The organism is Microbacterium maritypicum (assembly GCF_008868125.1).
In the GTDB taxonomy this organism is placed as follows: Bacteria; Actinomycetota; Actinomycetes; order Actinomycetales; family Microbacteriaceae; genus Microbacterium; species Microbacterium maritypicum.
The window spans coordinates 737102-762559 of record NZ_WAAQ01000002.1; the positions used below are offsets into that span (position 1 = coordinate 737102).

Annotated in this window: 20 protein-coding genes; 15 read left to right on the forward strand and 5 right to left on the reverse strand. The window is 69.6% G+C overall.

The window, feature by feature from the left end:
- Positions 1-2 precede the first annotated feature (2 nt).
- Entirely contained in the window at positions 3-905 is a 903-nt protein-coding gene (sucD, locus tag F6W70_RS14400) for a succinate--CoA ligase subunit alpha (RefSeq protein WP_055870498.1), read from the forward strand.
- A 106-nt stretch (positions 906-1011) separates the two neighbouring features.
- Here sucD and F6W70_RS14405 read toward each other — a convergent pair whose 3' ends face one another.
- Positions 1012-1590: a TetR/AcrR family transcriptional regulator gene (locus F6W70_RS14405; protein ID WP_127481989.1), complete on the reverse strand. Its 579-nt coding sequence runs from the start codon at positions 1588-1590 to the stop codon at positions 1012-1014.
- 76 nt (positions 1591-1666) lie between these two features.
- Here F6W70_RS14405 and F6W70_RS14410 point away from each other — a divergent pair, with 76 nt between their 5' ends.
- Positions 1667-2068, forward strand: coding sequence for a VOC family protein (locus tag F6W70_RS14410; protein WP_151487099.1), 402 nt, complete (start codon positions 1667-1669; stop codon positions 2066-2068).
- A gap of 180 nt (positions 2069-2248) precedes the next feature.
- Here F6W70_RS14410 and F6W70_RS14415 read toward each other — a convergent pair whose 3' ends face one another.
- Positions 2249-3724, reverse strand: coding sequence for an NCS2 family permease (locus F6W70_RS14415; RefSeq protein WP_055870506.1), 1476 nt, complete (start codon positions 3722-3724; stop codon positions 2249-2251).
- A gap of 90 nt (positions 3725-3814) precedes the next feature.
- On the opposite strand from F6W70_RS14415, the gene F6W70_RS14420 reads away from it, so the two are divergent.
- The 10 genes from F6W70_RS14420 (at position 3815) to F6W70_RS14460 (ending at position 15813) form a co-directional block, all read left to right on the forward strand.
- A complete protein-coding gene (locus F6W70_RS14420) occupies positions 3815-5206 on the forward strand; it encodes a cell division protein PerM (protein WP_151487100.1) in 1392 nt (463 codons plus the stop codon).
- 63 nt (positions 5207-5269) lie between these two features.
- Complete coding sequence (gene purN / locus F6W70_RS14425) at positions 5270-5857, forward strand: phosphoribosylglycinamide formyltransferase (protein WP_017828325.1); 588 nt, start codon at positions 5270-5272, stop codon at positions 5855-5857.
- Between the two features lie 36 nt (positions 5858-5893).
- Positions 5894-7501, forward strand: coding sequence for a bifunctional phosphoribosylaminoimidazolecarboxamide formyltransferase/IMP cyclohydrolase (purH, locus tag F6W70_RS14430; RefSeq protein WP_151487101.1), 1608 nt, complete (start codon positions 5894-5896; stop codon positions 7499-7501).
- 166 nt (positions 7502-7667) lie between these two features.
- Positions 7668-9185 (forward strand): AlkA N-terminal domain-containing protein, encoded by a 1518-nt coding sequence (locus F6W70_RS14435; RefSeq protein ID WP_151487102.1) that lies wholly within the window; start codon positions 7668-7670, stop codon positions 9183-9185.
- Positions 9182-9679, forward strand: a complete 498-nt coding sequence (locus F6W70_RS14440) for a methylated-DNA--[protein]-cysteine S-methyltransferase (protein ID WP_055877451.1) — start codon at positions 9182-9184, stop codon at positions 9677-9679. Before F6W70_RS14435 ends, F6W70_RS14440 begins: the two co-directional genes overlap by 4 nt.
- A 79-nt stretch (positions 9680-9758) precedes the next feature.
- Entirely contained in the window at positions 9759-10808 is a 1050-nt protein-coding gene (locus F6W70_RS14445; protein ID WP_151487103.1) for a dipeptidase, read from the forward strand.
- A 55-nt stretch (positions 10809-10863) separates the two neighbouring features.
- Complete coding sequence (locus F6W70_RS17855) at positions 10864-11019, forward strand: hypothetical protein (protein WP_157535648.1); 156 nt, start codon at positions 10864-10866, stop codon at positions 11017-11019.
- A 102-nt stretch (positions 11020-11121) separates the two neighbouring features.
- Positions 11122-13053 (forward strand): ABC transporter ATP-binding protein, encoded by a 1932-nt coding sequence (locus F6W70_RS14450; RefSeq protein WP_151487104.1) that lies wholly within the window; start codon positions 11122-11124, stop codon positions 13051-13053.
- Positions 13050-14864 (forward strand): ABC transporter ATP-binding protein, encoded by a 1815-nt coding sequence (locus tag F6W70_RS14455; RefSeq protein WP_055870527.1) that lies wholly within the window; start codon positions 13050-13052, stop codon positions 14862-14864. The genes F6W70_RS14450 and F6W70_RS14455 overlap by 4 nt, the downstream gene beginning before the upstream one ends.
- Positions 14865-14994: 130 nt before the next feature.
- Entirely contained in the window at positions 14995-15813 is an 819-nt protein-coding gene (locus F6W70_RS14460) for a hypothetical protein (protein ID WP_151487105.1), read from the forward strand.
- Between the two features lie 97 nt (positions 15814-15910).
- Here F6W70_RS14460 and F6W70_RS14465 read toward each other — a convergent pair whose 3' ends face one another.
- On the reverse strand, positions 15911-16369 hold the full coding sequence (locus F6W70_RS14465; RefSeq protein ID WP_141386349.1) for a GNAT family N-acetyltransferase: 459 nt from the start codon (positions 16367-16369) through the stop codon (positions 15911-15913).
- Between the two features lie 176 nt (positions 16370-16545).
- Here F6W70_RS14465 and F6W70_RS14470 point away from each other — a divergent pair, with 176 nt between their 5' ends.
- Positions 16546-18765 carry an NADP-dependent isocitrate dehydrogenase gene (locus tag F6W70_RS14470; RefSeq protein WP_151487106.1) on the forward strand — a complete coding sequence of 740 codons (2220 nt, stop codon included), beginning with the start codon at positions 16546-16548 and terminating at the stop codon, positions 18763-18765.
- Between the two features lie 182 nt (positions 18766-18947).
- On the opposite strand, the gene F6W70_RS14475 is transcribed toward F6W70_RS14470, so the two are convergent.
- Both F6W70_RS14475 and F6W70_RS14480 read right to left on the reverse strand, forming a co-directional pair.
- On the reverse strand, positions 18948-20435 hold the full coding sequence (locus tag F6W70_RS14475) for a L,D-transpeptidase family protein (protein WP_318278907.1): 1488 nt from the start codon (positions 20433-20435) through the stop codon (positions 18948-18950).
- A 108-nt stretch (positions 20436-20543) separates the two neighbouring features.
- A complete protein-coding gene (locus F6W70_RS14480; protein ID WP_017828337.1) occupies positions 20544-20948 on the reverse strand; it encodes a RidA family protein in 405 nt (134 codons plus the stop codon).
- A 25-nt stretch (positions 20949-20973) separates the two neighbouring features.
- On the opposite strand from F6W70_RS14480, the gene F6W70_RS14485 reads away from it, so the two are divergent.
- Entirely contained in the window at positions 20974-22191 is a 1218-nt protein-coding gene (locus F6W70_RS14485; protein ID WP_318278908.1) for an alanine racemase, read from the forward strand.
- On the forward strand, positions 22182-25454 hold the full coding sequence (locus F6W70_RS14490; protein ID WP_151487108.1) for a family 20 glycosylhydrolase: 3273 nt from the start codon (positions 22182-22184) through the stop codon (positions 25452-25454). The genes F6W70_RS14485 and F6W70_RS14490 overlap by 10 nt, the downstream gene beginning before the upstream one ends.
- Positions 25455-25458: the final 4 nt, after the last annotated feature.

Below are 25458 nucleotides of genomic sequence, written 5' to 3' on the forward strand. Positions count from 1 at the left end.
GAATGTCGATTTACCTCAACAAGGACTCCAAGGTCATCGTCCAGGGCATCACCGGCGGCGAGGGCACCAAGCACACCGCACTGATGCTCAAGGCCGGCACCCAGGTCGTCGGTGGCGTGAACGCCCGCAAGGCCGGCACCACGGTCTCGCACACCGACAAGGACGGCAACGCCGTCGAGCTGCCCGTCTTCGGCTCGGTCGCCGAGGCCATGAAGGAGACCGGCGCCGACGTGTCGATCGCCTTCGTGCCCGGCGCCTTCACGAAGGACGCGATGATCGAGGCCATCGATGCCGAGATCCCGCTGCTCGTCGTGATCACCGAGGGCGTTCCCGTCGGCGACTCGGCCGAGGCCTGGGCCTACGCCCAGAGCAAGGGCAACAAGACCCGCATCATCGGCCCGAACTGCCCCGGCATCATCACGCCGGGCGAGGCGCTCGTGGGCATCACGCCGGCGAACATCACGGGCAAGGGACCGATCGGCCTCGTGTCGAAGTCGGGCACCCTGACCTACCAGATGATGTTCGAGCTGCGCGACCTGGGCTTCTCCACCGCCATCGGCATCGGCGGCGACCCGGTCATCGGCACCACGCACATCGACGCGCTCGCCGCGTTCGAGGCCGACCCGGAGACCAAGGCGATCGTGATGATCGGCGAGATCGGCGGCGACGCCGAGGAGCGTGCGGCCGACTACATCAAGGCGAACGTCACCAAGCCGGTCGTCGGCTACGTCGCGGGCTTCACCGCTCCCGAGGGCAAGACCATGGGTCACGCCGGTGCGATCGTGTCCGGTTCCGCCGGTACCGCTCAGGCGAAGAAGGAGGCCCTCGAGGCCGCCGGCGTCAAGGTCGGCAAGACGCCGTCCGAGACGGCAGACCTGATGCGCGCGATCATCGAAGCGCTCTGATCTGAGCTACGCTTGATCTGAAGGCCCCGGACTCCACTCCGGGGCCTTCTTTCATGCCCGTCCGTGCCCGTTCGGTCGGCTGCTCGACGGCGGGCAGCGCCCCGGCTCAGCTCCGCGGCGCCACGGCATTCAGGAGGCGATCGAGCGCCGCGTGCGCATCCGTTCGCGCGTCGTCGTCGTCCGGGCGGGCGACGAGCCAGAGGGCCAGTTCGTTCATCGCCCCGGACAGCGCCGCGGTGAGCGGGCCCAGGAGGGCGGGGGAGACGCCGGCCTCGCGCAGGCCGGTGCGCAGCTCCTGCTCCGGTCCCTCTCCGTCGAGTCGGCGCCACTCCTCCCACCCCAGAACGGCAGGACCGTCGATGAGCAGCACGCGCGACGCCGCTCCCCGGGTGATGGCGTCGAGGAACGCGTGGCTGCCGTCGCGGAGCGCGGTGTCCGGGGTGCTGTCGGCGGTGGCTGTGACGATCGCATCGGCGACGATCCGCTGCTGCTCCGCGGCGACGGCGGCGAACAGCAGCGGCTTCGACGTGTAGTGGTGATAGACGGCTCCACGGGTCACCGCAGATGCGCGGGCGATCTCGTCGACGGACGCTGCCCCGTATCCCTGCGCGGCGAAGTGGGACGCGGCGGTCTCGAGAATGCGTCGTGCAGTCTCGGCGGCGTCGGCCGCGGATGCTCGGGCCATGGTCTTCCTTTACATGCAGGTTGTATGTATCCTAGTCCCGCCAGATACAAACACAGTGTACGTAAGAGGGGCAGTCATGCAGATCACGAGCTTCTATCCGGTGCTGATGGTGGACGATGTCGCCACCGCCGCGCGCTTCTATCGCGAGGAGCTCGGCTTCGAGGTGGTGTTCGAGGCCGACTGGTACGTGAGCCTGCGCATCGACGGTGGTGAGCTTGCGATCCTCGACCGGGCGCACGAGACGATTCCGGAGGGCTTCCGCGAGCCCGTGCGCGGTCTGCTGCTGAACGTCGAGGTGCCGGATGCGGCTTCCGAGCATGCGCGACTGGTGGGGGAGCAGGGTCTTCCTGAGCGACTGCCCCTTCGAGACGAGGACTTCGGGCAGCGGCACTTCATCGTCGAGGCGCCCGGCGGCGTGTTGATCGACGTGATCGAGCCGATCGAGCCGTCGCCGGAGTTCGCGGCCGCCTACGCCTGAGCCTCGAGAGGTGGCCGTCTTCGTCAGATGCATGACTTCTCGACGGATGCATGACTGCTCGGGGCGTGTGCTCCTGCATCCGGCGGATGCTCATGCATGTGACGGCCGCGGCGGATGGGGGGCACGAGAGAGGGGCGGGTGCCGCAGCACCCGCCCCTCCCTCGTGATCTCGGATCGGTGTCAGATCCCGACGCCGAAGAGGGCCTCGATCGGACCTCGGGCGAAGAAGATCAGGAAGCCGGCGCCCACGACCCACAGCAGCGGGCTGATGGTCTTGGCCTTGCCGGAGAACGCGTGGATGAGCACCCAGCTGACGAAGCCCGCACCGATGCCGTTCGCGATCGAGTAGGTCAGAGGCATGACCGAGACGGTGAGGAACACCGGCAGCAGCACGCGGAAGTCGCTGAAGTCGATGTAGCGGATCTGCGCCATCATCATCGCACCGACGATGATCAGCGCTGCGGCGGCGATCTCGGTGGGGACGATCGAGGTCAACGGGGTCAGGAACATCGCGATCAGGAACACCACGCCGGTGACGACGTTCGCGAGACCCGTGCGGGCGCCCTCGCCGATGCCGGCACCCGACTCGATGAAGACCGTGCTCGAGGACGAGGAGGTCGCACCACCGGCGATCGCACCGACGCCCTCGACCACCAGCGCCGACTTGATGCGCGGGAAGTCCCCGTTGTCGTCGGCGAGGTTCGCCTCCTTCGCGAGGCCCGTCATGGTGCCCATCGCGTCGAAGAAGTTCGTGAACAGCAGTGTGAAGACGATCATCACGATCGCGACGAGGCTGACCTTGCTGAGGTCGAAGCTGAAGTCGACGGCGCCGATCAGGCTGAGGTCGGGAACGCCGACGGGAGAGCCGCTGAGCGCAGGTACCGTGAGGCCCCAGCCGCCGGGGTTCACCACGTTGCCCTCGTCGTCGAAGCCGCGGGCGCCGATGTGCCAGATCGCCTCGACGATGACCGCGAGCACGGTGCCGCCGATGAGGCCGATCAGCATGCCGCCCTTGATCTTGAGAGCGACGAGGATGCCGGTGAGCAGCAGCGTGATCACGAACAGCAGGGTCGGCACGGTCGCGACCGAGCCGTTCACACCGAGGCCGACCGGGGGAGACGAGGCGCCGGTCGCGGTGACGAAGCCCGAGTTGACGAAGCCGATGAAGGCGATGAACAGGCCGATGCCGACCGTGATGGCGATCTTCAGCTGGAAGGGGACGGCGTCGAAGATCGCCTTGCGCAGCCCGGTGGCGGCGAGCAGCACGATGACGACACCGTTGATCATGACGAGTGCCATGGCCTCGGGCCAGGTCACCTGACCGACGACCGAGAACGCGACGAAGGCGTTGATGCCGAGTCCTGCGGCGAAGCCGAACGGCAGGCGCGTGACGAGCCCGAACAGGATCGTCATCACGCCGGCGGTCAGGGCGGTGGCGGCGCCCACGGCGTTGAAGCTGAGCATGTCTCCGGCGACGTCGGGCTTGCCGGAGAGGATGATCGGGTTGAGGATCACGATGTAGGCCATCGTGACGAACGTCACCAGACCCCCTCGGATCTCGGTGCCGATCGTGGATCCGCGCTTGCTGATCTCGAAGAAGCGGTCCAGGGAGTTCTTGGGCTCGGTGGATGCCGGGGCGGGCGGGGCAGTTGTCATCGGGAAACCTCCGGAGAAACGCTATCGTGTCGCCGACCTCACGCGCGCCCCCGGGGCTTCGTCGGCAACTCGTCGTAGTCTCGAAACGCTATGCAACGCCTCCTCGTCGCGCTCCTCGCCGCCTTCGACGCCGCCATCGCCGCGGCGGTCGGTCTCGTCGTGCTGCTCGCGCCGCTGACGCTGCTGTGGACGCTCGCCTTCGGCATCACAGCCGACTGGGGCGCGCTCTGGCCGCTCACCGGGACGCTCTGGGAGTTCGGCCATGGGGTGCCTCTGGCGGTCACCATCCCGGACGAGCTCCTCGTCGCTCTCGCGATCCCGTCGGAGGCGGCCTCGTTCGCGGTGTCGATCACCCCGCTGGCGTTCCTGCTCTTCACGCTGCTCTTCGCCGCGCGCTCGGGGTCAAGGGCCGCATCGGCAGGGACCTGGCTGCTCGGATCGTTGTCGGGCACGGTGGTGTTCGCCGCGATCTCCACGGGCGTCGCGCTGACGGCGCGGCTGGAGGCCGTGCAGACCCCGCTCCTCCTCGCGATCGTCCTCCCTGCCGCCGTCTACCTCGTCGGTACGCTCTGCGGTGCCGTCCGCGTCGCATGGGAGGAGGGCGACGGCGGCATCCTCGACCGTCTCCACGACCGCATCGACACCCGCGAGGACTGGGCGCCCGTGCCCGTCGCGATCCTGCGCGGCACGGCCTTCGCGCTCGTCGGCGTCGTCGGCGCGGCAGCCCTGGCACTCGCCGTGATGACGCTGTTCCGCGGCGGCGAGGTCGTCGCCCTGTTCCAGTCCGCCCGCGTCGATGCGCTCGGTGCGACCGTGATGACCCTTGCGCAGCTCGTCTACCTTCCGACCCTCATCGTGTGGGCCGCATCCTGGCTCGCCGGTCCCGGCTTCGCCGTCGGAGCGGGAACCGCGGTGTCGCCCGCGGGCACGCAGCTGGGCGTCGTGCCCGGCATCCCCGTGTTCGGGCTGCTGCCCGAGAACAGCTCGATGTGGATGCTGATCGTCGTGCTCGTCCCGATCGCCGCCGGGGCGTTCGCAGGCTGGGCCGTTCGTTCCCGTCTCGTCTGGGAGGGCACGCCGCTGGGCATGATGCAGCGCGCCGCGATCGCGGTGGGGATCGCCGGCGTGAGCGCGGGAGTCTTCGGTCTCGCGGCCGTGCTGGCGAGCGGTTCGATGGGTCCGGGTCGACTGGCGGAGGTCGGCCCCTCGGCACCGGCGTTCATGCTCGCGCTGGGTCTGGAGGTCCTCGTGGGAGCGGCGATCCTGCTGCTCTCCCCGCGCCATCGCGATGAGTTGGCCGAGGAGCGCACCGACCGCTGGATCGCCGAGATGACGGAGCTCGACCCGAGCCTCACGTCGGCCGGTGCACCCGCGGCCGGCGCGGTGCCGGGGATCCCCTTCTCCGACACGCAGACCTTCGACGACACGGCACCCCTGGACGATCTCCGCGGCTTCACACCGCCTCGAGTCGACCGCGACTGACACCCGCCGCGTATGTGCGGACGTCGGGCGGAACAGGTCGTCCCACCCCGGTAGACTGGGCGCGTGCTCACGGTCGCCGTTCTCATCTCGGGCACCGGCTCGAATCTTCGCGCCCTCCTCGAGGCCGCTCGTCATCCCGATTTCCCCGCCAGGGTGATCGTCGTCGGAGCCGACCGCGAAGCCGACGGGCTCGCTCACGCCGAGGAGTTCGGCATCCCCAGTTTCACGGTGCCGTGGCACGAGCACGACAGCCGCGAGGCGTGGGGCGAAGAGCTCGCGCGCCAGCTCGCCGTCTGGAACCCGGACCTCGTGGTCCTCAGCGGACTCATGCGTCTGCTGCCGCCGTCACTCGTCGCGCAGTACTCGCCGCGCCTCATCAACACCCATCCCGCATTCCTGCCCGAGTTCCCCGGTGCGCACGGCGTCCGCGATGCGCTCGCCTCCGGTGCGGCCGAGACCGGCGCCAGCGTCATCGTCGTCGACGACGGTGTCGACACCGGCCCGATCCTGGCCCAGGAACGAGTCCCGATCCTCGACGGCGACACCGAGCACAGCCTGCACGAGCGGATCAAGCCCGTCGAGCGCCGTCTGCTCATCGACGTCGTCCGCGCGATCGCCGACGGTGATCTCGCCCTCAGCCCTTCTTCCTGACCCCTCCACCCGACGCCCCCGCACGAAGGAGCCATCATGGCCGGCCCCCGCCACGACCCCACGCTCTACCGCGACCGCGACACCGTGCCGATCCGGCGCGCGCTCGTCTCGGTGAGCGACAAGACCGACCTGCTCGTCCTGGCCGCGGCTCTGGCCGATGCGGGTGTCGAGATCGTCTCGACCGGTTCGACGGCGTCGACCGTCCGCGATGCGGGCTTCCCTGTCACGGACGTGGCCGCCGTCACGGGCGTCGCCGAGATGCTCGACGGACGCGTCAAGACGCTGCACCCCAAGATCCACGGCGGCCTTCTCGCCGACCTGCGCCTCGAGGACCATGAGCGCCAGCTCGCCGAGCTCGACATCACCCCCTTCGAACTGGTCGTCGTCAACCTCTACCCCTTCGTCGAGACCGTCGCCTCGGGCGCCGTCGGCGACGACGTGGTCGAGCAGATCGACATCGGCGGACCCGCGATGGTGCGTGCCGCAGCGAAAAACCACGCCAACGTGGCGATCGTCGTCTCGCCGCAGTCGTACCCCGGGATCATCGCAGCGCTCGCCCAGGGCGGCACCTCGGTCTCCCAGCGCCGCGAGCTCGCCGCCCGTGCCTTCGCACACACGGCGGCCTACGACACGGCGGTCGCCTCCTGGTTCGCCGAGGGCACGCTGCAGGACGACGGCGACCTCCCGACCCATCTCACGATCCAGGCCGAGCGCCTCGCCACTCTCCGCTACGGCGAGAACTCGCACCAGCGCGGCGCGATCTACACGCGCGCCGGCGGTCACGGCATCGCTCAGGCCAGGCAGCTGCAGGGCAAGGAGATGTCGTACAACAACTACGTCGACGCGGATGCCGCCCTGCGCGCCGCGTACGACATGATCAAGCCCGCCGTCGCGATCATCAAGCACGCCAACCCGTGCGGCATCGCGACCACCGCGCCGAACGCCCTCGACCCGATCGCCAGCGCCCACCTGCGCGCCCACGAGTGCGACCCGGTCTCGGCCTACGGCGGCGTGATCGCGGCGAACGGCACGGTGACGCTCAAGATGGCAGAGAACCTCAAGGACATCTTCACGGAGGTCATCGTCGCGCCGTCGTTCGAGCCGGCCGCGCTCGAGGTGTTCAAGGCGAAGAAGAACCTGCGTCTGCTGCAGCTGCCCGAGGACTGGCAGCAGGAGCGCATGGATGTGCGCCTCGTCTCCGGCGGACTGCTGCTGCAGGATGCCGACCGCTTCCCGGACGACATCGTCTCGGTCGCGAAGAACTGGGAGCTCGTCTCGGGAGAGCGTCCGAGCGACGAGGAGATGGAGAACCTCATCTTCGCCTGGAAGGCGTGCCGCGCGGTCAAGTCGAACGCGATCGTGCTCGCGAAGGACAACGCCACGGTGGGTGTCGGCATGGGCCAGGTCAACCGCGTCGACTCGTGCCGCCTCGCGGTCGAGCGTGCGGGGGAGCGCGCCGCCGGATCGGTCGCGTCGTCCGATGCCTTCTTCCCGTTCGCGGATGGGGCCCAGGTGTTGATCGACGCCGGAGTCACGGCGATCGTGCAGCCGGGTGGCTCGGTGCGCGACGAGGAGGTCGTGGACGCTGCGCGCAAGGCCGGCGTGACGATGTTCTTCACCGGGGAGCGTCACTTCTTCCACTGAGCGCTCGCCGCTCGCACGTTCGAGACCCACTCGCCACGCCGAGAACATACGCGCCTTTGTGGTCGCGATGGTTCCCGACGAGGCGGGTGGGTCTCGTCGTCTCTCTGTCGACGGTCATGTCCGATTTCCGCCAGTCGACGTCGGCGGAGGGTGGCAGAGTGGGGGCATGACCTTCCCCGCGAACGGCTTCGACGAGCGCTACCGTGCGATCAGCGCACGCGACACCCGCTTCGACGGGCAGTTCGTGACGGCCGTGCGCTCGACCGGGATCTATTGCCGCCCGAGCTGCCCTGCACGCACGCCGAAACCGCAGAACGTGACGTTCTATCCCACGAGCGCCGCCGCGCACGAGGCCGGGTATCGGGCATGCAAGCGGTGTCTGCCTGAAGCCGCGCCCGGTTCTCCGGCGTGGGACATCCGCGGCGACACCGCCGCGCGTGCGATGCGCCTGATCTCCGACGGCGTCGTCGAGCGCGAGGGCGTCCCGGGGTTGGCCGCGCGCCTGGGATACTCCAGCAGGCACCTCACGCGCCTGCTCAGCACCGAGCTCGGCGCCGGCCCTCTCGCGTTGGCGAGGGCGCATCGAGCGCACACCGCGCGGATGCTTCTCGTGGGTACCGACATGCCCATCTCCGACGTCGCCTTCTCCGCCGGTTTCGCCAGCATCCGCCAGTGCAACGACACGATCCGCGAGGTCTTCGCACTCACACCGGGTGAGCTCAGGGCACGTCGCCGGTCGCACGCGTCGGCGGCACCCGGCGCGATCGACCTCGTGCTGCCGTACCGAGGACCGCTCGACGCGAGCGGCATCTTCGCCTGGATGGTGGCGCGCGCCGTCCCCGGGATCGAGGAGGCCACGGCGACGTCGTTCTCCCGGTACCTGCGCATGTCGGGCGGTCCCGCCTGGTTCGAGGTGCGCCAGGACGAGACGGCGCGCCTGCACCTGCGTGCGCGCGTCGCGCGGCTGGGCGACCTGGCCCCGCTGGTGTCGACGGTGCGGCGCATCTTCGACCTCGATGCCGACCCCCTCGCGGTCGACGCCGCGCTCTCGGCGCACGTCGAACTGGCCCCTCTCGTAGCGCGCACTCCTGGCATCCGGGTTCCCGGATCCGCCGATCCGCACGAGATGCTCGTCCGTGCCATGGTCGGGCAGCAGATCACCGTGGTCGCCGCCCGCACGGCGCTCATCGCCCTCGCCGAGGCTCTCGGGGAGCGCACCGACAGCGGCCTGCTGTTCCCGACCATGACGGCGATCGCCGAGCGCGGTGCCGAGGTGCTGCGTGGACCGGCCGCCCGTATCCGCGCCATCACGGGCGCCGCAGCCGCTCTCGCCGACGGGTCCCTGCGGCTGACGGTCGGCGACGACGGCACCGAGCAGCGTGCCGCGCTGCTCGCGATGCCGGGTATCGGCCCCTGGACCGCCGACTACGTGCGCATGCGTGTGCTCGGCGATCCCGATGTGCTGCTGCCGGGTGACGTCGCACTGCGCGCCGGCGCGGTGGCGGCGGGCCTGCCCGGGGAGGCCCGAGCACTCACGGCGTGGTCCGAGCGCACCGCACCGTGGCGCAGCTACCTCAGCGCACACCTCTGGCGCGCCGCCCCGGTGCGCCCTGCCGCATCTCGGCGCGCATCCGCCGCCCACCCCGCCCCCACCGGCGACACCACGACGAAGGAGACCTCATGACCGCCATCCTCCAGACCATCGAGACCCCGGACGGCGCTTTCACGATCCTCGCCGACGACCGTCAGCGGGTGCTGGCCTCCGGCTGGACCTCCGACGTCGAGGCGATCCTGGGCCGGCTGTCCGCTGCGCATCGTCCCGAGGAGTTCCGCGAGGGAGAGACCGATGCCGCAGCCGCCGCACTCGCCTACTACGCGGGCGAACTCTCGGCCATCGACGCGGTCGCCGTGAAGCAGTCCGGAACCGCGCTCCAGCTCGCCGGCTGGTCGGCGCTTCGGGCGATCGAGCCGGGCGAGCCGCTGACCTACACGAGCTTCGCGACACAGCTCGACAACCCTCGGGCCGTGCGGGCGGCGGCGTCCATCTGCGCCCGCAACGCGCCCGCGCTGTTCGTGCCCTGCCATCGCGTGCTGCGTACCGACGGCAGCCTCGGCGGATTCGCCTGGGGTCTCGACGTCAAGGAGAGTCTGCTCGCGCGGGAGAGCGCCGGCGTTTGAGCCGCGGGCACCACGACGGGTTGTCGTCATGGTGCCCGTCGACGAAGCATCCGCACCGACGCGGCCGTAGGCTCGTCCCGTGACCGCCAACGATGCACTCGTCCTCCACCGCCGTGCCGTCGTCGCCGACGCGCACAACGACCTGCTGTGCTCGGTGGCGACCCGCCCCTCGGATGAGTGGTCGGACTACTTCCGTACGCAGTGGCTCCCGCAGCTGCAGGAGGGCGGTGTGGACCTTCAGGTCCTGCCCGTGTTCATCGACGACGTGTACCGCCCGGAGGGGGCACTGCGTCGCACCTTGCGCATGATCGAAGCCGCCCACCGGCTGGCGGAGGGCAACGCGGACGCCGTCGGGCTGTGCCTGGACGGCGATGACATCGACCGCGTGATCGGCGAAGGGCGCATCGCGCTGGTACTCGCCCTGGAGGGGATGCCCGGAATCGCCGACGACGTCGAGCTGCTGGAGACCGTGCATCGCCTCGGGATCCGGATCGGCGCGGTCGCGCACTTCGGACGCAGCGCCTTCGCCGACGGCAGCGGCGAAGACGCCGCGGGCAGCAGGCTCACCCGCACCGGAATCCGGGCGCTCGCGGAGATGGAGCGCGTCGGCATGATCTTCGACATCAGCCATCTCGGAGCGGGCGGAGTCGACCACGTGCTCGAGATCGCCACACGGCCCGTCATGGCCACGCATTCCTCGGCGCGTGCGCTGTTCGACCACCACCGCAACCTGACCGACGCGCAGATCGCCGGGGTCGCGGAGAGCGGGGGAGTCGTGTGCGTCAACTTCTTCGCGCCCTACCTGCACGAGAGCGCCTACACGATCGACACCCTGATCGACCACTTCGAGCGGGTGGTGTCGGTCGCCGGGATCGCGCACGTCGGGATGGGGTCGGACTTCGTCCGCGAGGTGCTCGCGGACACGACGGCCCCGTGTTGCGTGCAGACGACGATCGAGGGAGTCCCCGCCGACCGGTACCTCCCAGGACTCGAGGGCCCGACCGGGCTTCCGCTCGTGACCGAGGCTCTGCTGCGCCGCGGCTGGCCGGAGGCGGACATCCTCGCCGTGCTGGGCGGCAACCTGCGACGCTTCCTCCGGTCGGAGCTCGCCGTCACCGCCGGCGCCTGAGCGTCGCGAGGTCTCCTTTCTCGCGACCTCGACGATCGCGGCGCAGGAATCGGGAATGACTCTTGCTTTCAGCTGGTTCACAGCAATAGGCTGGTGGGCTGTCGCGCCAACCGGACGACATCGCCGAGCCCCTGAGGAGGACACCATGACCACGATCGCCATCGCGCGGATCGCAGCTCTCGGCTCGACCACGGCGCGCCCGCTCTCCTAGAGCCACCCCGCCCCTTCTTCGTCGGATGCCGGACTCTGTGAGTCCGCTCTCGCATCCGTCCCCTTCCGCACCCGCTGTCCATACGAAACTCGTCTGAGAGACATGTCTTCCTCGCCTTCCGCGCAGAACCCCTCGCCGTCATCGACCCTTTCCACTCCGGCCGCACTGTGGCGCCTGAAGCCCTTCGTGAAGCCCGTCATCTGGCGGCTCGCCGGCGGTGCCGCCAGCGCGCTCATCGCCGCCGTCATCGCCCTGATGATCCCGATCGTTCTCGAGCAGATCATCAGCGGTCCGGTCTACTCCGGTGATCTCAGCGCCATCGTCTGGGGTGCCGTCGCCGTCTTCGCCCTCGCTCTCGGCGAGGCACTGATGGTCTGGCTGCGACGCCAGTTCGTGCTCAACCCCTCGACCGAGGTCGAGTACAAGATGCGCACCGAGCTCTACTCGCGCCTGCAGACCCTCCCGGTGTCGTTCCACGACAGGTGGGGCTCCGGTCAGCTGCTCAGCCGCATGATGCAGGACATCGGCCTCATCCGCCGCTGGCTCGCGTTCGGCCTCGTGCTGCTCGTGGTCAACATCCTCACGATCATCATCGGATCCGTGCTGCTGTTCCGGTGGCACTGGCTGCTGGGCGTGATCTTCCTGGTGACCGCGATCCCGCTGTGGATCCGCGGCTACCTGTTCGAGAAGCGCTACGGCGCCCTCACCCGTCGCAGCCAGGATCAGGCCGGTGACCTCGCCACCAGCGTGGAGGAGAGCGTGCACGGCATCCGCGTGCTCAAGGCGTTCGGGCGCGGCAAGCACGCCCTCAGCCGCTTCAGCCGTCAGGCCGAGACTCTGCGCGAGACCGAGATGAGCAAGGCCGGCGCGATCGCGTCGATCTGGTTCTGGCTCGACCTCATGCCGCAGATCGCCTTCGGTCTGAGCCTGATGTCGGGCATCTGGCTGATCTCGGTGGGGCAGATCGACGAGGCGCAGCTGTTCGCGTTCTTCGCGATGGCGGTCGTGCTGCGCTGGCCCATCGAGTCGATCGGCTTCCTGTTCTCGTTCATGCTCGACGCCCGCACGGCGACCGACCGTGTGTTCGACATCTTCTCGGAGACCAACACCATCACCGACCCGGAGAACCCGGTGCACATCGGGAACCCCCGCGGAGAGCTCGCGTTCGAGAACGCGCACTTCCGCTACCAGGATGCGGGCGCCCACGAGCGCGATCTGCTCGACGGCATCGACCTGGTGCTGCGCCCCGGTGAGACCATGGCGCTGGTCGGACTCACCGGCAGCGGCAAGACCACGCTCACCACGCTGCCCACTCGTCTGTACGACGTGACCGGTGGCAGGGTCACGCTCGACGGCGTCGATGTGCGCGACCTTCCGCTCGCGGAACTCCGTCAGCACATCGCGATGGCGTTCGAGGACGCGACGCTGTTCTCGGCGACGGTCCGGGAGAACGTGCTCCTCGGCCGTGCCGAGCTCGATGTGCACAGCGAGGAGGGGGAGCGCGTGCTGCGCGAAGCCCTCGACGTCGCCCAGGCGTCGTTCGTCGATGCGCTGCCCGACGGCGTCGAGACGGTCATCGGCGAGGAGGGGCTCAGCCTCTCCGGCGGCCAGCGGCAGCGACTCGCCCTCGCTCGCGCGGTGGCGGCGAACCCGAAGGTTCTCGTCCTCGACGACCCGCTGTCGGCGCTCGACGTCGACACCGAGGCTCTCGTCGAGGAGGCCCTTCGCCACGTGCTCGCCGACACCACGGCCATGATCGTCGCGCACCGGCCATCGACCGTGGCGCTCGCCGACCGCGTGGCCCTGCTGGAAGCCGGTCGCGTGACGGCGGTGGGCACGCACTCCGAGCTGCTGAAGACGAGCCGGCACTACCGTCACGTCATCTCCAGCCTGGAGGCGGAGGAGGCGGCGCGGACCGGGGCGATCCCGGTGATCCGCGATGAACAGGCCGAGATCGACGAAGAGGTCCAGGAGGGCCTCGGGATGCGAGCCGCCGACGAAGACCCGATCACCGAGAAGGAGGTGCAGCGATGAGCTCCGCCATCACCGGAACCCAGAACGAGGACCGTTCCGAATACACCCGTGACGAGAGCAGGGAGATCCGTCGTCGGTCCCTCCGACTGCTCGGATCCCTGGTCAGCCCTCTGAAACCGCGGATCGTGCTGGCCGCCGCGGTGCTGGTCGTGTCGACCGCTCTGCAGGTCGCCGGCCCCATCCTCATCAGCATCGGCCTCGACCGCGCACTGCCTGCGGCCATCGAACGGGCCGACTGGATGCCGACCTTCATGATCGGCGGCATCTACCTGCTGGCGGGAGCCCTGGCCGCCGTCCTGATCGCCTGGTACGTGATCATCGCCGCCAAACTCACCCAGGCGGTGCTGCTCGATCTGCGCAAGCGCATCTTCCTGCACACCCAGCGCCTCAGCCTGGAGTTCCACGAGTCGTACACGTCTGGCCGCATCATCTCGCGCCAGACGAGTGACCTCGACTCGATCAAGGAGCTCCTGGACGGCGGCCTGAACGAGCTCGTCTCCGGCGTGCTCTTCGGCCTGTTCACCTTCATCGCCCTGTGCGTGTGGGACTGGCAGTCCGGACTCATCCTCGCGATCGGCGGAGTGCCGCTGTTCTTCCTGATGAAGTGGTTCTACTCGCGCTCGCAGCTCGTCTACCGCGAGTCGCGCGTGATCAGTGCCAAGGTGATCGTGCAGTTCGTCGAGACGATGACCGGCATCCGTGCCGTGAAGGCGTTCCGCAAGGAGCCCCGCAACGACAAGGCGTTCCAGGAGATCGCGGGCGAGTACCGCGATGTCAACCGTCGCTCGATGCTGCTGTTCGGCACGTTCGAGCCCGGACTCATGGGCGTGGCCGCGCTGGTGCTCGGCATCGTCGTGCTGTGGGGCGGCATCCGCGTCTCCGAGGGGGCGCTCACGGTCGGTGTGCTGCTGTCCGCCGTGCTGTACGTGCGCAACTTCTTCGCTCCGATGCAGGAGATCGCCATGTTCCTGAACTCCTACCAGTCGGCGACGGCCGCGCTGGAGAAGGTGTCGGGCGTGCTCGAAGAGGTGCCGACGGTTCCGGACCCCGAGAAGCCGGTCGACCTGTGGGAGTCGCGCGGACACATCGAGTTCGACGAGGTGACCTTCGGGTACAACGGCGAGAAGACGATCCTCCCGAACTTCTCGCTCGACATCCCGGCGGGGCAGACGATCGCCCTGGTGGGAACGACCGGTGCCGGCAAGTCGACGCTCGCCAAGCTCATCTCGCGCTTCTACGACCCCTCCGAAGGGCGGGTGACCCTCGACGGGGTCGATCTGCGCTCGCTGCACCCGAAGGATCTCCGTCGCGCGATCGTCATGGTCACGCAGGAGGCCTACCTGTTCAGTGGAACGGTCGCCGACAACATCGCCCTCGGCAAGCCGGAGGCGACGCTCGACGAGATCAAGGCCGCGGCACGCGCCGTGGGGGCCGACGGCTTCATCTCGTCGCTGCCAGACGGCTACGGCACCGATGTGAACAAGCGCGGTGGGCGGGTCTCGGCCGGTCAGCGCCAGCTCATCTCCTTCGCCAGGGCATTCCTCGCCGACCCTGCGGTGCTGATCCTCGACGAGGCCACGGCATCGTTGGACATCCCGTCGGAGCGTCTGATCCAGGATGCGCTGCAGACTCTTCTCAAGGACCGGACGGCGATCATCATCGCGCACCGACTGTCGACGGTCGCGATCGCCGACCGGGTGCTGGTGATGGAGCACGGCCGCATCATCGAGGACGACACCCCCGCCGCGCTCATCAGCGGCACCGGGAAGTTCGCGCAGCTGCACGCAGCCTGGCAGGAGACGCTCGTCTGACCACTCCCTCGACGACTGCGGCCATGCCCGACCTCGCCGGTGCGGCGGGGCCGCCCTGGCCGCAGCGGTCGAGGGGTGGGCGAGCACCCGTGGGTGAGCGTCGAGCGCGGCGCGTGGGTAGCATCGAGGTATGGACCCGTTGCTGCTCGTCGCCGAGTGGTGGTGGATCGCGCCGACTGCGGTCGCCGCGGGGACGGTGGGTGTGATGGGAATACGTCGTCGCAACAGCACGGTCAGCGGACGCCGCCTCGCGGTCGACGCCGCGCGTCACGACCTCAGGGAGGCGCAGCTGGCTGCGGCCGAGCGACGCACCGCGTGGAAGATCGCGCGTGCCGACCTGGCTCGCGTCACCGCGGAGCGGGCCGCTCAGCGCGCGACCGCCGAACAGGTGGCGGGAGCGCGACGGATGCTCAAGGAGCGCGAGCGCGATGCGAAGGCCGCCTCGGCGGATGTGCGCGCGCGTCAGGTCCGCCTCAACGCCGCGAGAGCCGCGGTGCCCTCGGCATCGGAGCCTCGCCCCCTGGAGCGTCTGCACGCCGCGCATGAGGCCGTGACCGTCCGGTGGATGCGGTACGAGACCGACCCCGCCCTGCAGATCTCCTACCCGGCGATGACCGATGTGAAGCATCCGCAGACGGCGGCATACCTCCGCGCCGCAGGTCACGCGGCAGAGATGCGCCGCGCGGCAGCCGGGCGCATCACCCCGGCGGAGTTCGCCGCCTATCGCGATGCCGTCGCCGACCTGGAGCGTGCCTTCGAGACGGCAGAGCACGCGGCCAAGGTGCAGGCAGGGGAGGCGCCGGAGACGGCGGCGTGGCAGGACGCCGCGCAGGACATGCTCAACCGTTCGGCCGAAGCGATCGATCGGGCCGCCGGCGCTGCCGCCGCGGCGCTGTCGTCGTGGACGAGCCGACGCAAGCCCGGTGGCAAGCCGGACGATCGCCCCTGACACCAGGAGCGCGACGGCGTGAGAGCGCTCCCCTCGATCACCGTGAAGGGCGACGAGGTCTCGATGGGGGAGGGGATTCGAGACCCCGCCGCCCGGTCTAGGTCGTGACGCGGATCTCGGCGATGACCTCGCCGTAGGCGGTCTCGCCCACGGGAGTGAAGCCGACGCGGTGGAAGAAGGTCTCCGGCCCGCCCTCGCCGGCCTCGTAGATCACGTTGACGTGGTCGACGCCGCGTTCGCGGGCTTCGTCGACGAGCGCCTCGACGGCGTACCGGCCGACACCGCGGCCCTGGTCGTCGGCGTCGACGTTGATGCGCCACAGCACGGAGCGGAAGTGCTCCTCCGGTGCTTCGGGGTCGAAGTTGGCGCTCACGAAGCCGACGACCTCGTTGCGATCCAGGATCACCCGCTGCCAGGAGGTCTGCGGGTTGATGACGGTCGCTGCGATCCCGTACGAGACCGGAGCGAGGAACTGCTCCTGTCCGGGCTTGAGCGACAGGTTGTTCACGGCGACGATCGTCGCAGCGGAGAGTTCGACCATGCGCAGTTCGGACATGGACCCAGGCTAACCCCTCCGGGCGCACCGGACACGTTTCAGGGGAACATTTCGCCGTGCTGTGGCCGTTCGTCGACATCCGAACGGCCATCGGTCGCAGGCCGGGGCCACGGCGTCAGACCTGCTCAGGTATCTTGGTATCGAGACAAATAGCCCCGTGAACGGAGAACCTCCCGGTGACCGACGACGCCATCATCTACACGCACACAGACGAGGCACCGGCGCTCGCCACCGCCTCGTTCCTTCCGATCATCCAGGCATACACCGGCCAGGCCGGCATCGAGGTCGAGACCCGCGACATCTCGCTGGCCGGCCGCATCCTCGCCGCCTTCCCGCAGAAGCTCACCCCGGAGCAGCAGGTGGGCGACTCGCTCGCCGAGCTCGGCGGTCTCGCCACGCTCCCCGAGGCGAACATCATCAAGCTGCCGAACATCTCGGCCTCCATCCCGCAGCTGAAGGGGGCGATCGCCGAGCTCCAGAAGCAGGGCTACGACATCCCCGACTTCCCGGACGAGCCGTCCTCCCTCGAGGAGAAGGACGTTCGAGCGCGCTACGACCGCATCAAGGGCTCCGCCGTGAACCCGGTGCTGCGCGAGGGCAACAGCGACCGCCGTGCCCCGCTCGCTGTGAAGAACTACGCCAGGAAGCACCCGCACCGCAACAAGCCGTTCGCCGCGGGATCCAAGACCCGCGTCGCGACACTCGGTCACGATGACTTCAAGCACAACGAGCGCTCCTGGGTCGCCGCCCACGACGACGTGCTGAGTTTCCGCCACACGGCGAACGACGGCACGGTCACCGTGCTGAAGGAAGGCCTCAAGGTCCTGCCGCGCGAGATCATCGACGCGACGTTCCTCTCGGCCAAGGAGCTGGACGCCTTCCTCGCCGAGACGCTCGCCCAGGCCAAGGCCGACGACGTGCTGTACTCGGTACACCTCAAGGCGACCATGATGAAGGTCAGCGACCCGATCATCTTCGGTCACGTCGTGAAGGCGTTCTTCGCCGATGTGTTCGCGCAGTACGGTGACAAGCTCGCCGCAGCCGGACTCAGCGCCAACGACGGTCTCGGCTCGATCCTCTCGGGTCTGGCCAACGTCGCGGACGGCGCGGAGATCGCCGCCGCCTTCGACAAGGCCATCGCCGAGGGGCCGCGTCTGTCGTACGTGAACTCCGACAAGGGCACCACGAACCTGCACGTGCCGAGCGATGTGATCGTCGACGCGTCGATGCCCGCACTCGTGCGCAACGGCGGCAAGCTCTGGGGCAAGGAGGGCGAAGAGGCGGACACGCTCGCCGTCATCCCCGACTCGTCGTACGCGGGCGTCTACCAGGCCGTGATCGACGACGTGATCGCGAACGGCCCGTTGGACCCGGCGACCATCGGCACCGTCCCCAACGTGGGGCTCATGGCGCAGGCGGCCGAGGAGTACGGCAGCCACGACAAGACCTTCGAGATCGCCGCAGACGGCATCGTGCAGGTCCTCGACGGCGAGGGGACCGTGCTCATCGAGCACACGGTCGGCAAGGGCGACATCTGGCGCGCGACGCAGACCAAGCACATCCCGGTGATGGACTGGGTCAAGCTCGCGGTGACCCGTGCCAGGGCGACCGGCGACCCCGCCGTGTTCTGGCTCGACGCGAACCGCTCGCACGATGCGCAGATCATCGCCAAGGTGCACCAGGGTCTCGCGACGCTCGACACCAAGGGCCTCACGATCACGATCCTCGCGCCCGAGGAGGCCACGCGTTACACGCTCGCACGCATGCGCCACGGGCTCGACACGATCTCGGTCACCGGCAACGTGCTGCGCGACTACCTGACCGACCTGTTCCCGATCCTCGAAGTCGGCACGAGCGCCAAGATGCTCTCGATTGTGCCGCTGCTCGCGGGCGGCGGGCTGTTCGAGACCGGTGCGGGCGGTTCCGCACCCAAGCACGTGCAGCAGCTGGTCGAGGAGAACTACTTGCGCTGGGACTCGCTCGGCGAGTTCTTCGCGCTGGCCGCGTCGCTCGAGCACTTCGCCGACCGTACGGGCAACGACAAGGCCCGTGTGCTCGCCGAGACGCTGGATGCCGCCACCGGGATCTTCCTCGAGGAGGACCGTTCGCCCGGCCGTGCCCTGGGCACGATCGACAACCGCGGCAGCCACTTCTACCTGGGCCTGTACTGGGCTCAGGAGCTGGCGAAGCAGACGAAGGACGCCCAGCTCGCAGCCGCCTTCGCGCCGATCGCCGCCACGCTGGCGCAGAACGAGGAGACCATCGTCTCCGAGCTCAACGCGGTGCAGGGCACGCCGGTCGAGATCGGCGGCTACTACCGTCCGGACGACGCGCTGGTCGAGGCCGTCATGCGTCCCTCCGCGACACTGAACGGCATCGTCGACGCGCTGCGCTGACATGAGAGAAGGGGGCGGATGCTGCGGCATCCGCCCCCTTCTTCGTACCCGGGCGGCTCCGGGAGACGGCCTGGTGCCATCGGCGAAGGGCGCATCGGTCTCGGAACCGTGCCGCCGTCAGGAGCGCCGCTGGACGGCGCTCTCCTCCCGCCGTTCACAGGTCGGCGGGGGAGGAGCGATCGTCAGTAGTGGACGGAGACCTCGAGGCCCTGGGGAGACCAGTCGTAGACGTACTTGGCGAGGTCGATCGGCAGGTTGACGCAGCCGTGACTCATGCGCTGGCCGAAGTTGTTGTGCCAGTAGGTGCCGTGGAATCCGATGTTCGGAGCGAACCACGTGATCCAGGGAACGTCTTCCGTGCAGTACGGAGCGCCTTCGTAGCAGCCCATGTCCTGGATGCGGGTGTGCGCGAAGACCTTGAAGTTGCCGGTGGGGGTCAGCGTTCCGGGGAGGCCGGTGGAGACGGCCCAGGAGTTCACGACCTCGTTGTTCTCGTAGAGGACGGCCCGCTGCGAGCTCAGGTTGATGTCGATGCGGCGGAACAGGCTCACCGTCTCGAACGGGGTCTCGGTGACCGTGAGGGCGAACGTGCCGTCGCCGGCCGCGAGCTTGTCGGCGAACTGGTCCGCGATGTCCGACGTGTCGCCGAGCGCGCGGCCCGCGACGCCCTCCTGCTCCGCGCGGAGCACGTTTCCGGCGGAATCGACGATGTTGGTCGCGTTGACCGGAGCGCGGTCTACGAGAGCGGGAAGACCGTCGACGGTGGCCTGGATCGCCTGCGGGTCGGCCTCGATGCGCAGCTGCCCGTCGTCGTCGACGACCGAGAGCCAGGACGCGGCGACGGCGGGATCGACAGGAACGGTGCGCTCCTCGCCGACGTAGAAGCCGACAGCCGGGAGCATCGTGTTGAGTGTGGACGCGGTGGCCGTGGCGTCGTCGTCGGAGACGGCGGGCTGGGCCGTGGCGGCGTCGCCCGAGTACTCGAGCGTGGTGCGGCCGTCGCCGACCGCCTCGGTGAAGGCGGCGTTGAGGCCGGCGACGTCGATCCCGGTGCCGGTCTCCGACGGGGTGATGACGAAGGTGCCGCTGGCGGCGTCGAAGACCACGCCGGCGTCCACGGGGTCGTCGAAGCTCGTCGGCACTGCGGCGCGCAGTGCCGCGGTCGCCTTCTCGGAATCGAACGCGATCTCCGCCGGTACGGGGTCGCCCATCCAGGCTCCGAGGTTCCAGAGCGGGTGCTCGGCGAAGGCCGTGTCGGCGAGAGCCGTCGCGTCGACGTTCACACCGAGGTCGGTGCCGGTCAGCACGGTGCCCTCTCCTTCGCCGGTGAGGGTGACCTCGGTCTCGGCGAGGTGGGCGTTGATGGTGTCGGCCGCGGCGCCCGGGGTCATCCATCCGACGGGGATGCCCGCGACCGTGGTGCCGGGCGCGATGAGGATCATGGAGGCCGCGCCCGCACCGATCGCGATGACGCCGAGACCCAGACCGATCCAGAGGCCGAGGCGGCGCTTCTTGGGTGACGGTTCGATGGGGGCCCAGGCGAGGGGCTGTTCGCCGGTGGACGGCGGGACGGTCTCCGTGGGAGCTCCCGTCGGTGCGAGTACTGCGGTGGGCGCGGAGTCATCTCTCTGCGCCTCGGCTGCGCCCGGCGCAGAAATCAGATCGGTCACGAACTTCACCCCCCGGCTCTCAAACGTGTCCTGATGTTCAATGGTACGGGATGGGAGGTAACGGGGAGGCAACGGTCCGTGATAACGTGCCTCCCCGCGTCAGGCCCGTCAGTCGATGATGGCGATGCCGTCGATCTCGACCAGCATCTCTTCGCGCGGCAGACCGGTGAAGACGGTGGTGCGCGAGGGCAGGACGCCATTCGTGGTGTGCGCGGTCACGAAGGCGCCGTAGGCATCGTTCATGATCGGGAAGTCCTCGCGCTTGGTCAGGTAGACGCGCAGCATCACCACGTCGTCGAACGTCGCACCGGATGCCTCGACGATCGCCTTCACGTTCTCCAGGGTGCGGGTCGTCTGGGCGGCGACGTCGCCGGGGAACAGGTACTCGTTCGTCTTCGGGTCGACGGGACCCTGGCCGGACACCTGCACGAACGGGCCCTTGCGGATCCCCTGCGAGAAGGTGTGGGCGGGGGCGGGAGCGGCGTCGGTGGAAACTCGGATCTTCGCGGTCATGCCGCCAGCCTAGTAGCCTTGTTAGATGCCTCTACAAATTCCGGATCCCGTTCTCGGCGCCTGGACGAAGGGCTTCCCGGCGCGTGCTGCGGGCCTCCGACTCTCGGAGGTGGCCGACGCCGATCTGCACCTCTCCGACCTGGTCACCCCGGTGTTGACGGTGCACGAGGACGCCCTCACCCACAACGAGGAGACCGTCTTCGCCTGGGCGCGGGAGCAGGGGGTGCTGCTCGCCCCGCACGGCAAGACCACCATGGCCCCCGCGCTGTGGCAGCGGCTGCTCGACGCCGGTGCCTGGGGGATCTCGGTCGCCACGCCCTGGCAGGCCGAGGTGGCCATCGACGCCGGCGTCTCGACCGTGCTGATCGCCAACGCGGTCACGGACCCGGCCGCGGTGCGGCGGCTGGGAGAGCTGCTCGCCGCCGATGAGGGACTGCGCGTGCTGTGCTGGGCGGACTCGCTCGCAGGCACCGCGATCCTCGCGAAGGAGATGCGCGACGCCGCGCGGCCGCTGGATGTGCTGGTCGAGCTCGGCGGGGCGCACGGTCGTACCGGGGCGCGCACCGTGGAGGAGGGAGTGCGGATCGCGCAGGCGCTCTCCGCCGCGCCCGGCCTGCGGCTCGCGGGTGTCACGGGATACGAAGGACCGTTCGGTCCGGACCGCAGCGAGGCCTCCGTCGCCGCCGTCGATGCTTACCTGCGGACGCTCGTCGAACTGCACACGCGCCTGGACTATCCCGACGATGTGCGCCCGGTGCTCAGCGCCGGTGGCAGCTCCTTCCCCGATCGCGCCGCAGCGGTGCTCTCCGAGGCGGCAGCCGATGCCGATGTCGTGCTGCGCTCCGGTGCCTTCCAGATCCACGACGACGGCTTCTACTCCCGGATGTCCCCGTTCGGCCCGCTCACCGGGACCGCGCCGCTCCGTTCGGCGATGCACGCCTGGTCACGAGTGGTGTCACAGCCGGAGCACGGCCTCGCGCTGCTCGACGCGGGCCGACGCGACGTGCCGTTCGACCTCGACCTGCCTGCTCCGCAGAGCGTCGCGGGCGAGGTCACCGCGCTGAACGATCAGCACGCGTTCCTGCGTCTCGCGGACGATGCGACGGTCGCCGTCGGCGATGTCGTGCGGCTGGGACTCTCGCACCCCTGCACGGCCTTCGACAAGTGGCGGGTGGTCGCGGTGATCGACGACCCCGACGCCGCCGACCCCCGGGTGATCGGAGCGGTGGCGACATGCTTCTGAGCGCGCACAAGGCTGCGGCCGGGCTCGTACGGGTCTATCGCGGAGCCACCGTCATCGACGGCACGGGGGCGCCGCGGTACGTCGCCGACGTCGCCGTGGAGGGGGCGAGAGTCGTCGCGATCCTCCCCGACGGCGCGGAGGGGTCCGAGCTCGAACTCCCCGACGGCGCCGTGGAGATCGCGGCCTCCGGGCTCGTGCTGGCCCCGGGTTTCATCGACATGCACGCGCACAGCGAACTCGCCGTGCTGAGCGGTGCGGCCCACGACGCGAAGATCCGCCAGGGCGTCACGACAGAGGTGCTCGGCCAGGACGGCCTCGGCTACGCACCCCTCGATGATGCCGCGGCCGCCGTCATCCCGGCGCAGATCGCGGGGTGGAACGGGATGCCTGCACAGGCGCCGTGGCGGACGATGGACGATCTGCTCGCGGCGATCGACGCTGCGGCCGTCGCGAACGCTGCGGTCCTCGTCCCGCAGGGGAATCTGCGGATGATGGTCGTCGGTCATGAGAACCGTCCCGCGACGTCGACCGAGATCTCCGCGATGGCCGATCTGCTGGGAGAGGCACTGGATGCGGGAGCGTTCGGCATGTCGAGCGGCCTCACCTACACCCCGGGGATGTACGCCGACACGGCGGAGCTCGAAGCCCTGTGCCGCGTCGTCGCCGAACGCGGCGGATACTGGGCGCCGCACACGCGCAGCTACGGGGGCGCGGCGCTCGAGGCGTACCGGGAGGCGCTCGAGATCGGACGTCGGACCGGCTGCCCGGTGCATCTCACGCACGCCACCATGAACTTCGCCCCGAACCGGGGTCGCGCGCAGGAACTGCTGGCCCTGATCGATGAGGCGATCGCGGACGGCGTGGACGTGACGCTGGACACCTATCCCTACCTCCCCGGCGCCACCACGCTCTCCGCGCTGCTGCCGAGCCGGCTGGCAGCGGGCGGCGATCTGCTGGGGGCCATCGCAGCCCTCGACGCCGCAGGCAGGGAAGCCGTGCGCGTGGAGCTCGAGGAGATCGGCTGCGACGGCTTCCACGGCGAGAAGGCCGATTGGACGCAGATCCAGATCTCCGGCACGGCGAACCCCGCCCTCGCCGCTCTCGTCGGACGCACGATCGCCGAGATCTCGACCACGACCGGTCGCCGTGCCGTCGACGTGGTGCTCGACACGATCCTCGAGGACGCCGGCGCCACGGGCATCCTCATGCACATCGGCGATGAGGAGAACGTTCGCGCGATCATGCGCCACCCGCAGCACTCGGGTGGCAGCGACGGGATCCTGATCGGCGCCCGGCCGCATCCGCGTGGGCGCGGCACGTTCCCGCGGTACCTCGGGCACTACGTGCGTGAGCTCGGCATCCTCACCTGGGAGGAGGCCGTCCGTCACCTGGCCGGGACCCCGGCGAGGCGGCTGGGGCTGGATCGCGGCGACGCTCCTCGCGGAATCGTCAGACAGGGGGCGACCGCCGACCTGGTGCTGTTCGACCCGGAGACCGTCGCGGCGGGGGCGACGTTCGAGGCGCCTCTCACCGCCCCGAGCGGCATCGTGGAGGTGCTGGTCGGCGGCGTGCCGGTGGTGTCGGACGGCGACGTGACCGGCCTCACCCCCGGACGTGCGCTGCGGATGCCGCCGCCTGCGCACCGCGCGACGGTACCTCGTGTCGAGGCCGTCATCGATCCGGCCCTTCCCGCCTTCGTGTGGACGGCCCGGACGCCGATCCTCGCCACTGCCGATCTCGCCGCCTCCGTGGCGCGGCTGGGCGGCGGCGGGGGAGGAGGCGACACCGAGCTGCCGCCGATCCGTCTGTGCGTGGACGAGACCCTCGGTGCCGAGGCCGCAGCGGCGGGCCGTATCGCCGATGAAGCCTTCCGCGTGAGCGTGAGCGGCGCCGGCATCGAGGTCAGGGGGGCGAGTCCGGTCGGAGTGTTCCGGGGCGTCACCACGCTGCGACAGCTCAGGGACCCCGAGGCTTCGACGGCGGTGATCCCCACCGGCGTCTGGGAGGGGGCGCCCGCCTACAGCTGGCGCGGGACGATGCTCGACGTCGCCAGGCACTTCCGCACGGTCGACGACGTCCGCCGTCTGATCGATCTGCTCGCCGACCATCACCTCAACGTCCTGCATCTGCACCTCACCGACGATCAGGGCTGGCGCTTCGAGGTGCCGGGCTTCCCTCGGCTCACCGAGGTGGGCGCGCGCCGCGAGGCGACGCAGCTCGGGCACGGGCCGCTCTCGACGGTCGAGGTCGGCGTGCACGAGGGCTTCTACACGACCGCGCAGCTGCGCGAGCTCGTCGCCTACGCGCGCGAGCGATTCGTGACCCTGGTACCCGAGGTCGAGCTTCCCGGGCACATCCAGGCGGGCCTGGCGGCCTACCCCGAACTCGGCAACGTCGACGTCGGGGAGCCGATCCTCTCCGCCTGGGAGCGCTTCGGGGTGAACCCCCGCACCCTCGCTCCGACGGATGCCGCGCTGGCGTTCGGGCGGGCGGCGATCGATGCCCTGTGCGACGTGTTCGACTCGGAGTGGATCGGGATCGGCGGCGACGAGGTGCCGGTGACCGAGTGGGCCCAGAGCCCCGCGGCCGCCGAGCGGATGCGACAGCTCGGGCTCGGCACTCCGCACGACGTGCAGCCGTGGTTCACGGCGCATTTCGTCGCGCACGTCCGTGCTCGCGGTCGCGTCGCCCTCGCCTGGGACGAGGTCCTCGAGGGGGATGTCCCCGAGGGGGTGCGCATCCTCGCGTGGCGTGGTCCCGCCGCGATGCGCGAGGCGCTCCGTCGTGGCATCGAGGTCGTGGCGTGCCCCGATCTCGAGGTGTACCTCGACTACCCGCAGTCGGATTCGGAGGAGGAGCCGATCAGGGTCGGCCCGCCGCTGTCGATCGAGCGCGCCTACACGTTGCGCGTCGAGGACGGCGCGGTCGGGGGACAGGCGAACGTGTGGAGCGAGCATCTGCCGTCCAGGGATCGCGTCGATTTCGCGATGTTCCCGCGTCTGTCGGCGATCGCCGAGAGGCTCTGGGAGGGCGGGGACGCGGCGCCGTATGCCGACTTCGGACGGCGTCTGCCGACGCACCTGCGCCGGCTCGCCGCGGCAGGGGTGCGGTATCGTCCCCTTGACGGGCCGGAGCCCGGACAGCGCCGCCCCGGCGTGCCGGGGAAGCCACTCACGATCGAGGCTCGGGAGCAGATCGTCGCGGGGCTCGTGGAGCGTCTCATCGAGCGCTCGAAGACGGTCGTCGCCGACGACCCGAAGTAATGTA

What these genes read in the sequence shown, in the direction of transcription:
- F6W70_RS14485 (WP_318278908.1), top strand. Translation starts at nt 20,974, where the DNA reads ATGCCTCTACAAATTCCGGATCCCGTTCTCGGCGCCTGGACGAAGGGC.
- F6W70_RS14405 (WP_127481989.1), bottom strand. Translation starts at nt 1,590, where the DNA reads ATGGCCCGAGCATCCGCGGCCGACGCCGCCGAGACTGCACGACGCATT.
- F6W70_RS14465 (WP_141386349.1), bottom strand. Translation starts at nt 16,369, where the DNA reads ATGTCCGAACTGCGCATGGTCGAACTCTCCGCTGCGACGATCGTCGCC.
- F6W70_RS14460 (WP_151487105.1), top strand. Translation starts at nt 14,995, where the DNA reads ATGGACCCGTTGCTGCTCGTCGCCGAGTGGTGGTGGATCGCGCCGACT.
- F6W70_RS14440 (WP_055877451.1), top strand. Translation starts at nt 9,182, where the DNA reads ATGACCGCCATCCTCCAGACCATCGAGACCCCGGACGGCGCTTTCACG.
- F6W70_RS14435 (WP_151487102.1), top strand. Translation starts at nt 7,668, where the DNA reads ATGACCTTCCCCGCGAACGGCTTCGACGAGCGCTACCGTGCGATCAGC.
- F6W70_RS14415 (WP_055870506.1), bottom strand. Translation starts at nt 3,724, where the DNA reads ATGACAACTGCCCCGCCCGCCCCGGCATCCACCGAGCCCAAGAACTCC.
- purH (WP_151487101.1), top strand. Translation starts at nt 5,894, where the DNA reads ATGGCCGGCCCCCGCCACGACCCCACGCTCTACCGCGACCGCGACACC.
- F6W70_RS14490 (WP_151487108.1), top strand. Translation starts at nt 22,182, where the DNA reads ATGCTTCTGAGCGCGCACAAGGCTGCGGCCGGGCTCGTACGGGTCTAT.
- F6W70_RS14420 (WP_151487100.1), top strand. Translation starts at nt 3,815, where the DNA reads ATGCAACGCCTCCTCGTCGCGCTCCTCGCCGCCTTCGACGCCGCCATC.
- F6W70_RS14450 (WP_151487104.1), top strand. Translation starts at nt 11,122, where the DNA reads ATGTCTTCCTCGCCTTCCGCGCAGAACCCCTCGCCGTCATCGACCCTT.
- sucD (WP_055870498.1), top strand. Translation starts at nt 3, where the DNA reads ATGTCGATTTACCTCAACAAGGACTCCAAGGTCATCGTCCAGGGCATC.
- F6W70_RS14410 (WP_151487099.1), top strand. Translation starts at nt 1,667, where the DNA reads ATGCAGATCACGAGCTTCTATCCGGTGCTGATGGTGGACGATGTCGCC.
- F6W70_RS14455 (WP_055870527.1), top strand. Translation starts at nt 13,050, where the DNA reads ATGAGCTCCGCCATCACCGGAACCCAGAACGAGGACCGTTCCGAATAC.
- F6W70_RS17855 (WP_157535648.1), top strand. Translation starts at nt 10,864, where the DNA reads ATGACTCTTGCTTTCAGCTGGTTCACAGCAATAGGCTGGTGGGCTGTC.
- F6W70_RS14480 (WP_017828337.1), bottom strand. Translation starts at nt 20,948, where the DNA reads ATGACCGCGAAGATCCGAGTTTCCACCGACGCCGCTCCCGCCCCCGCC.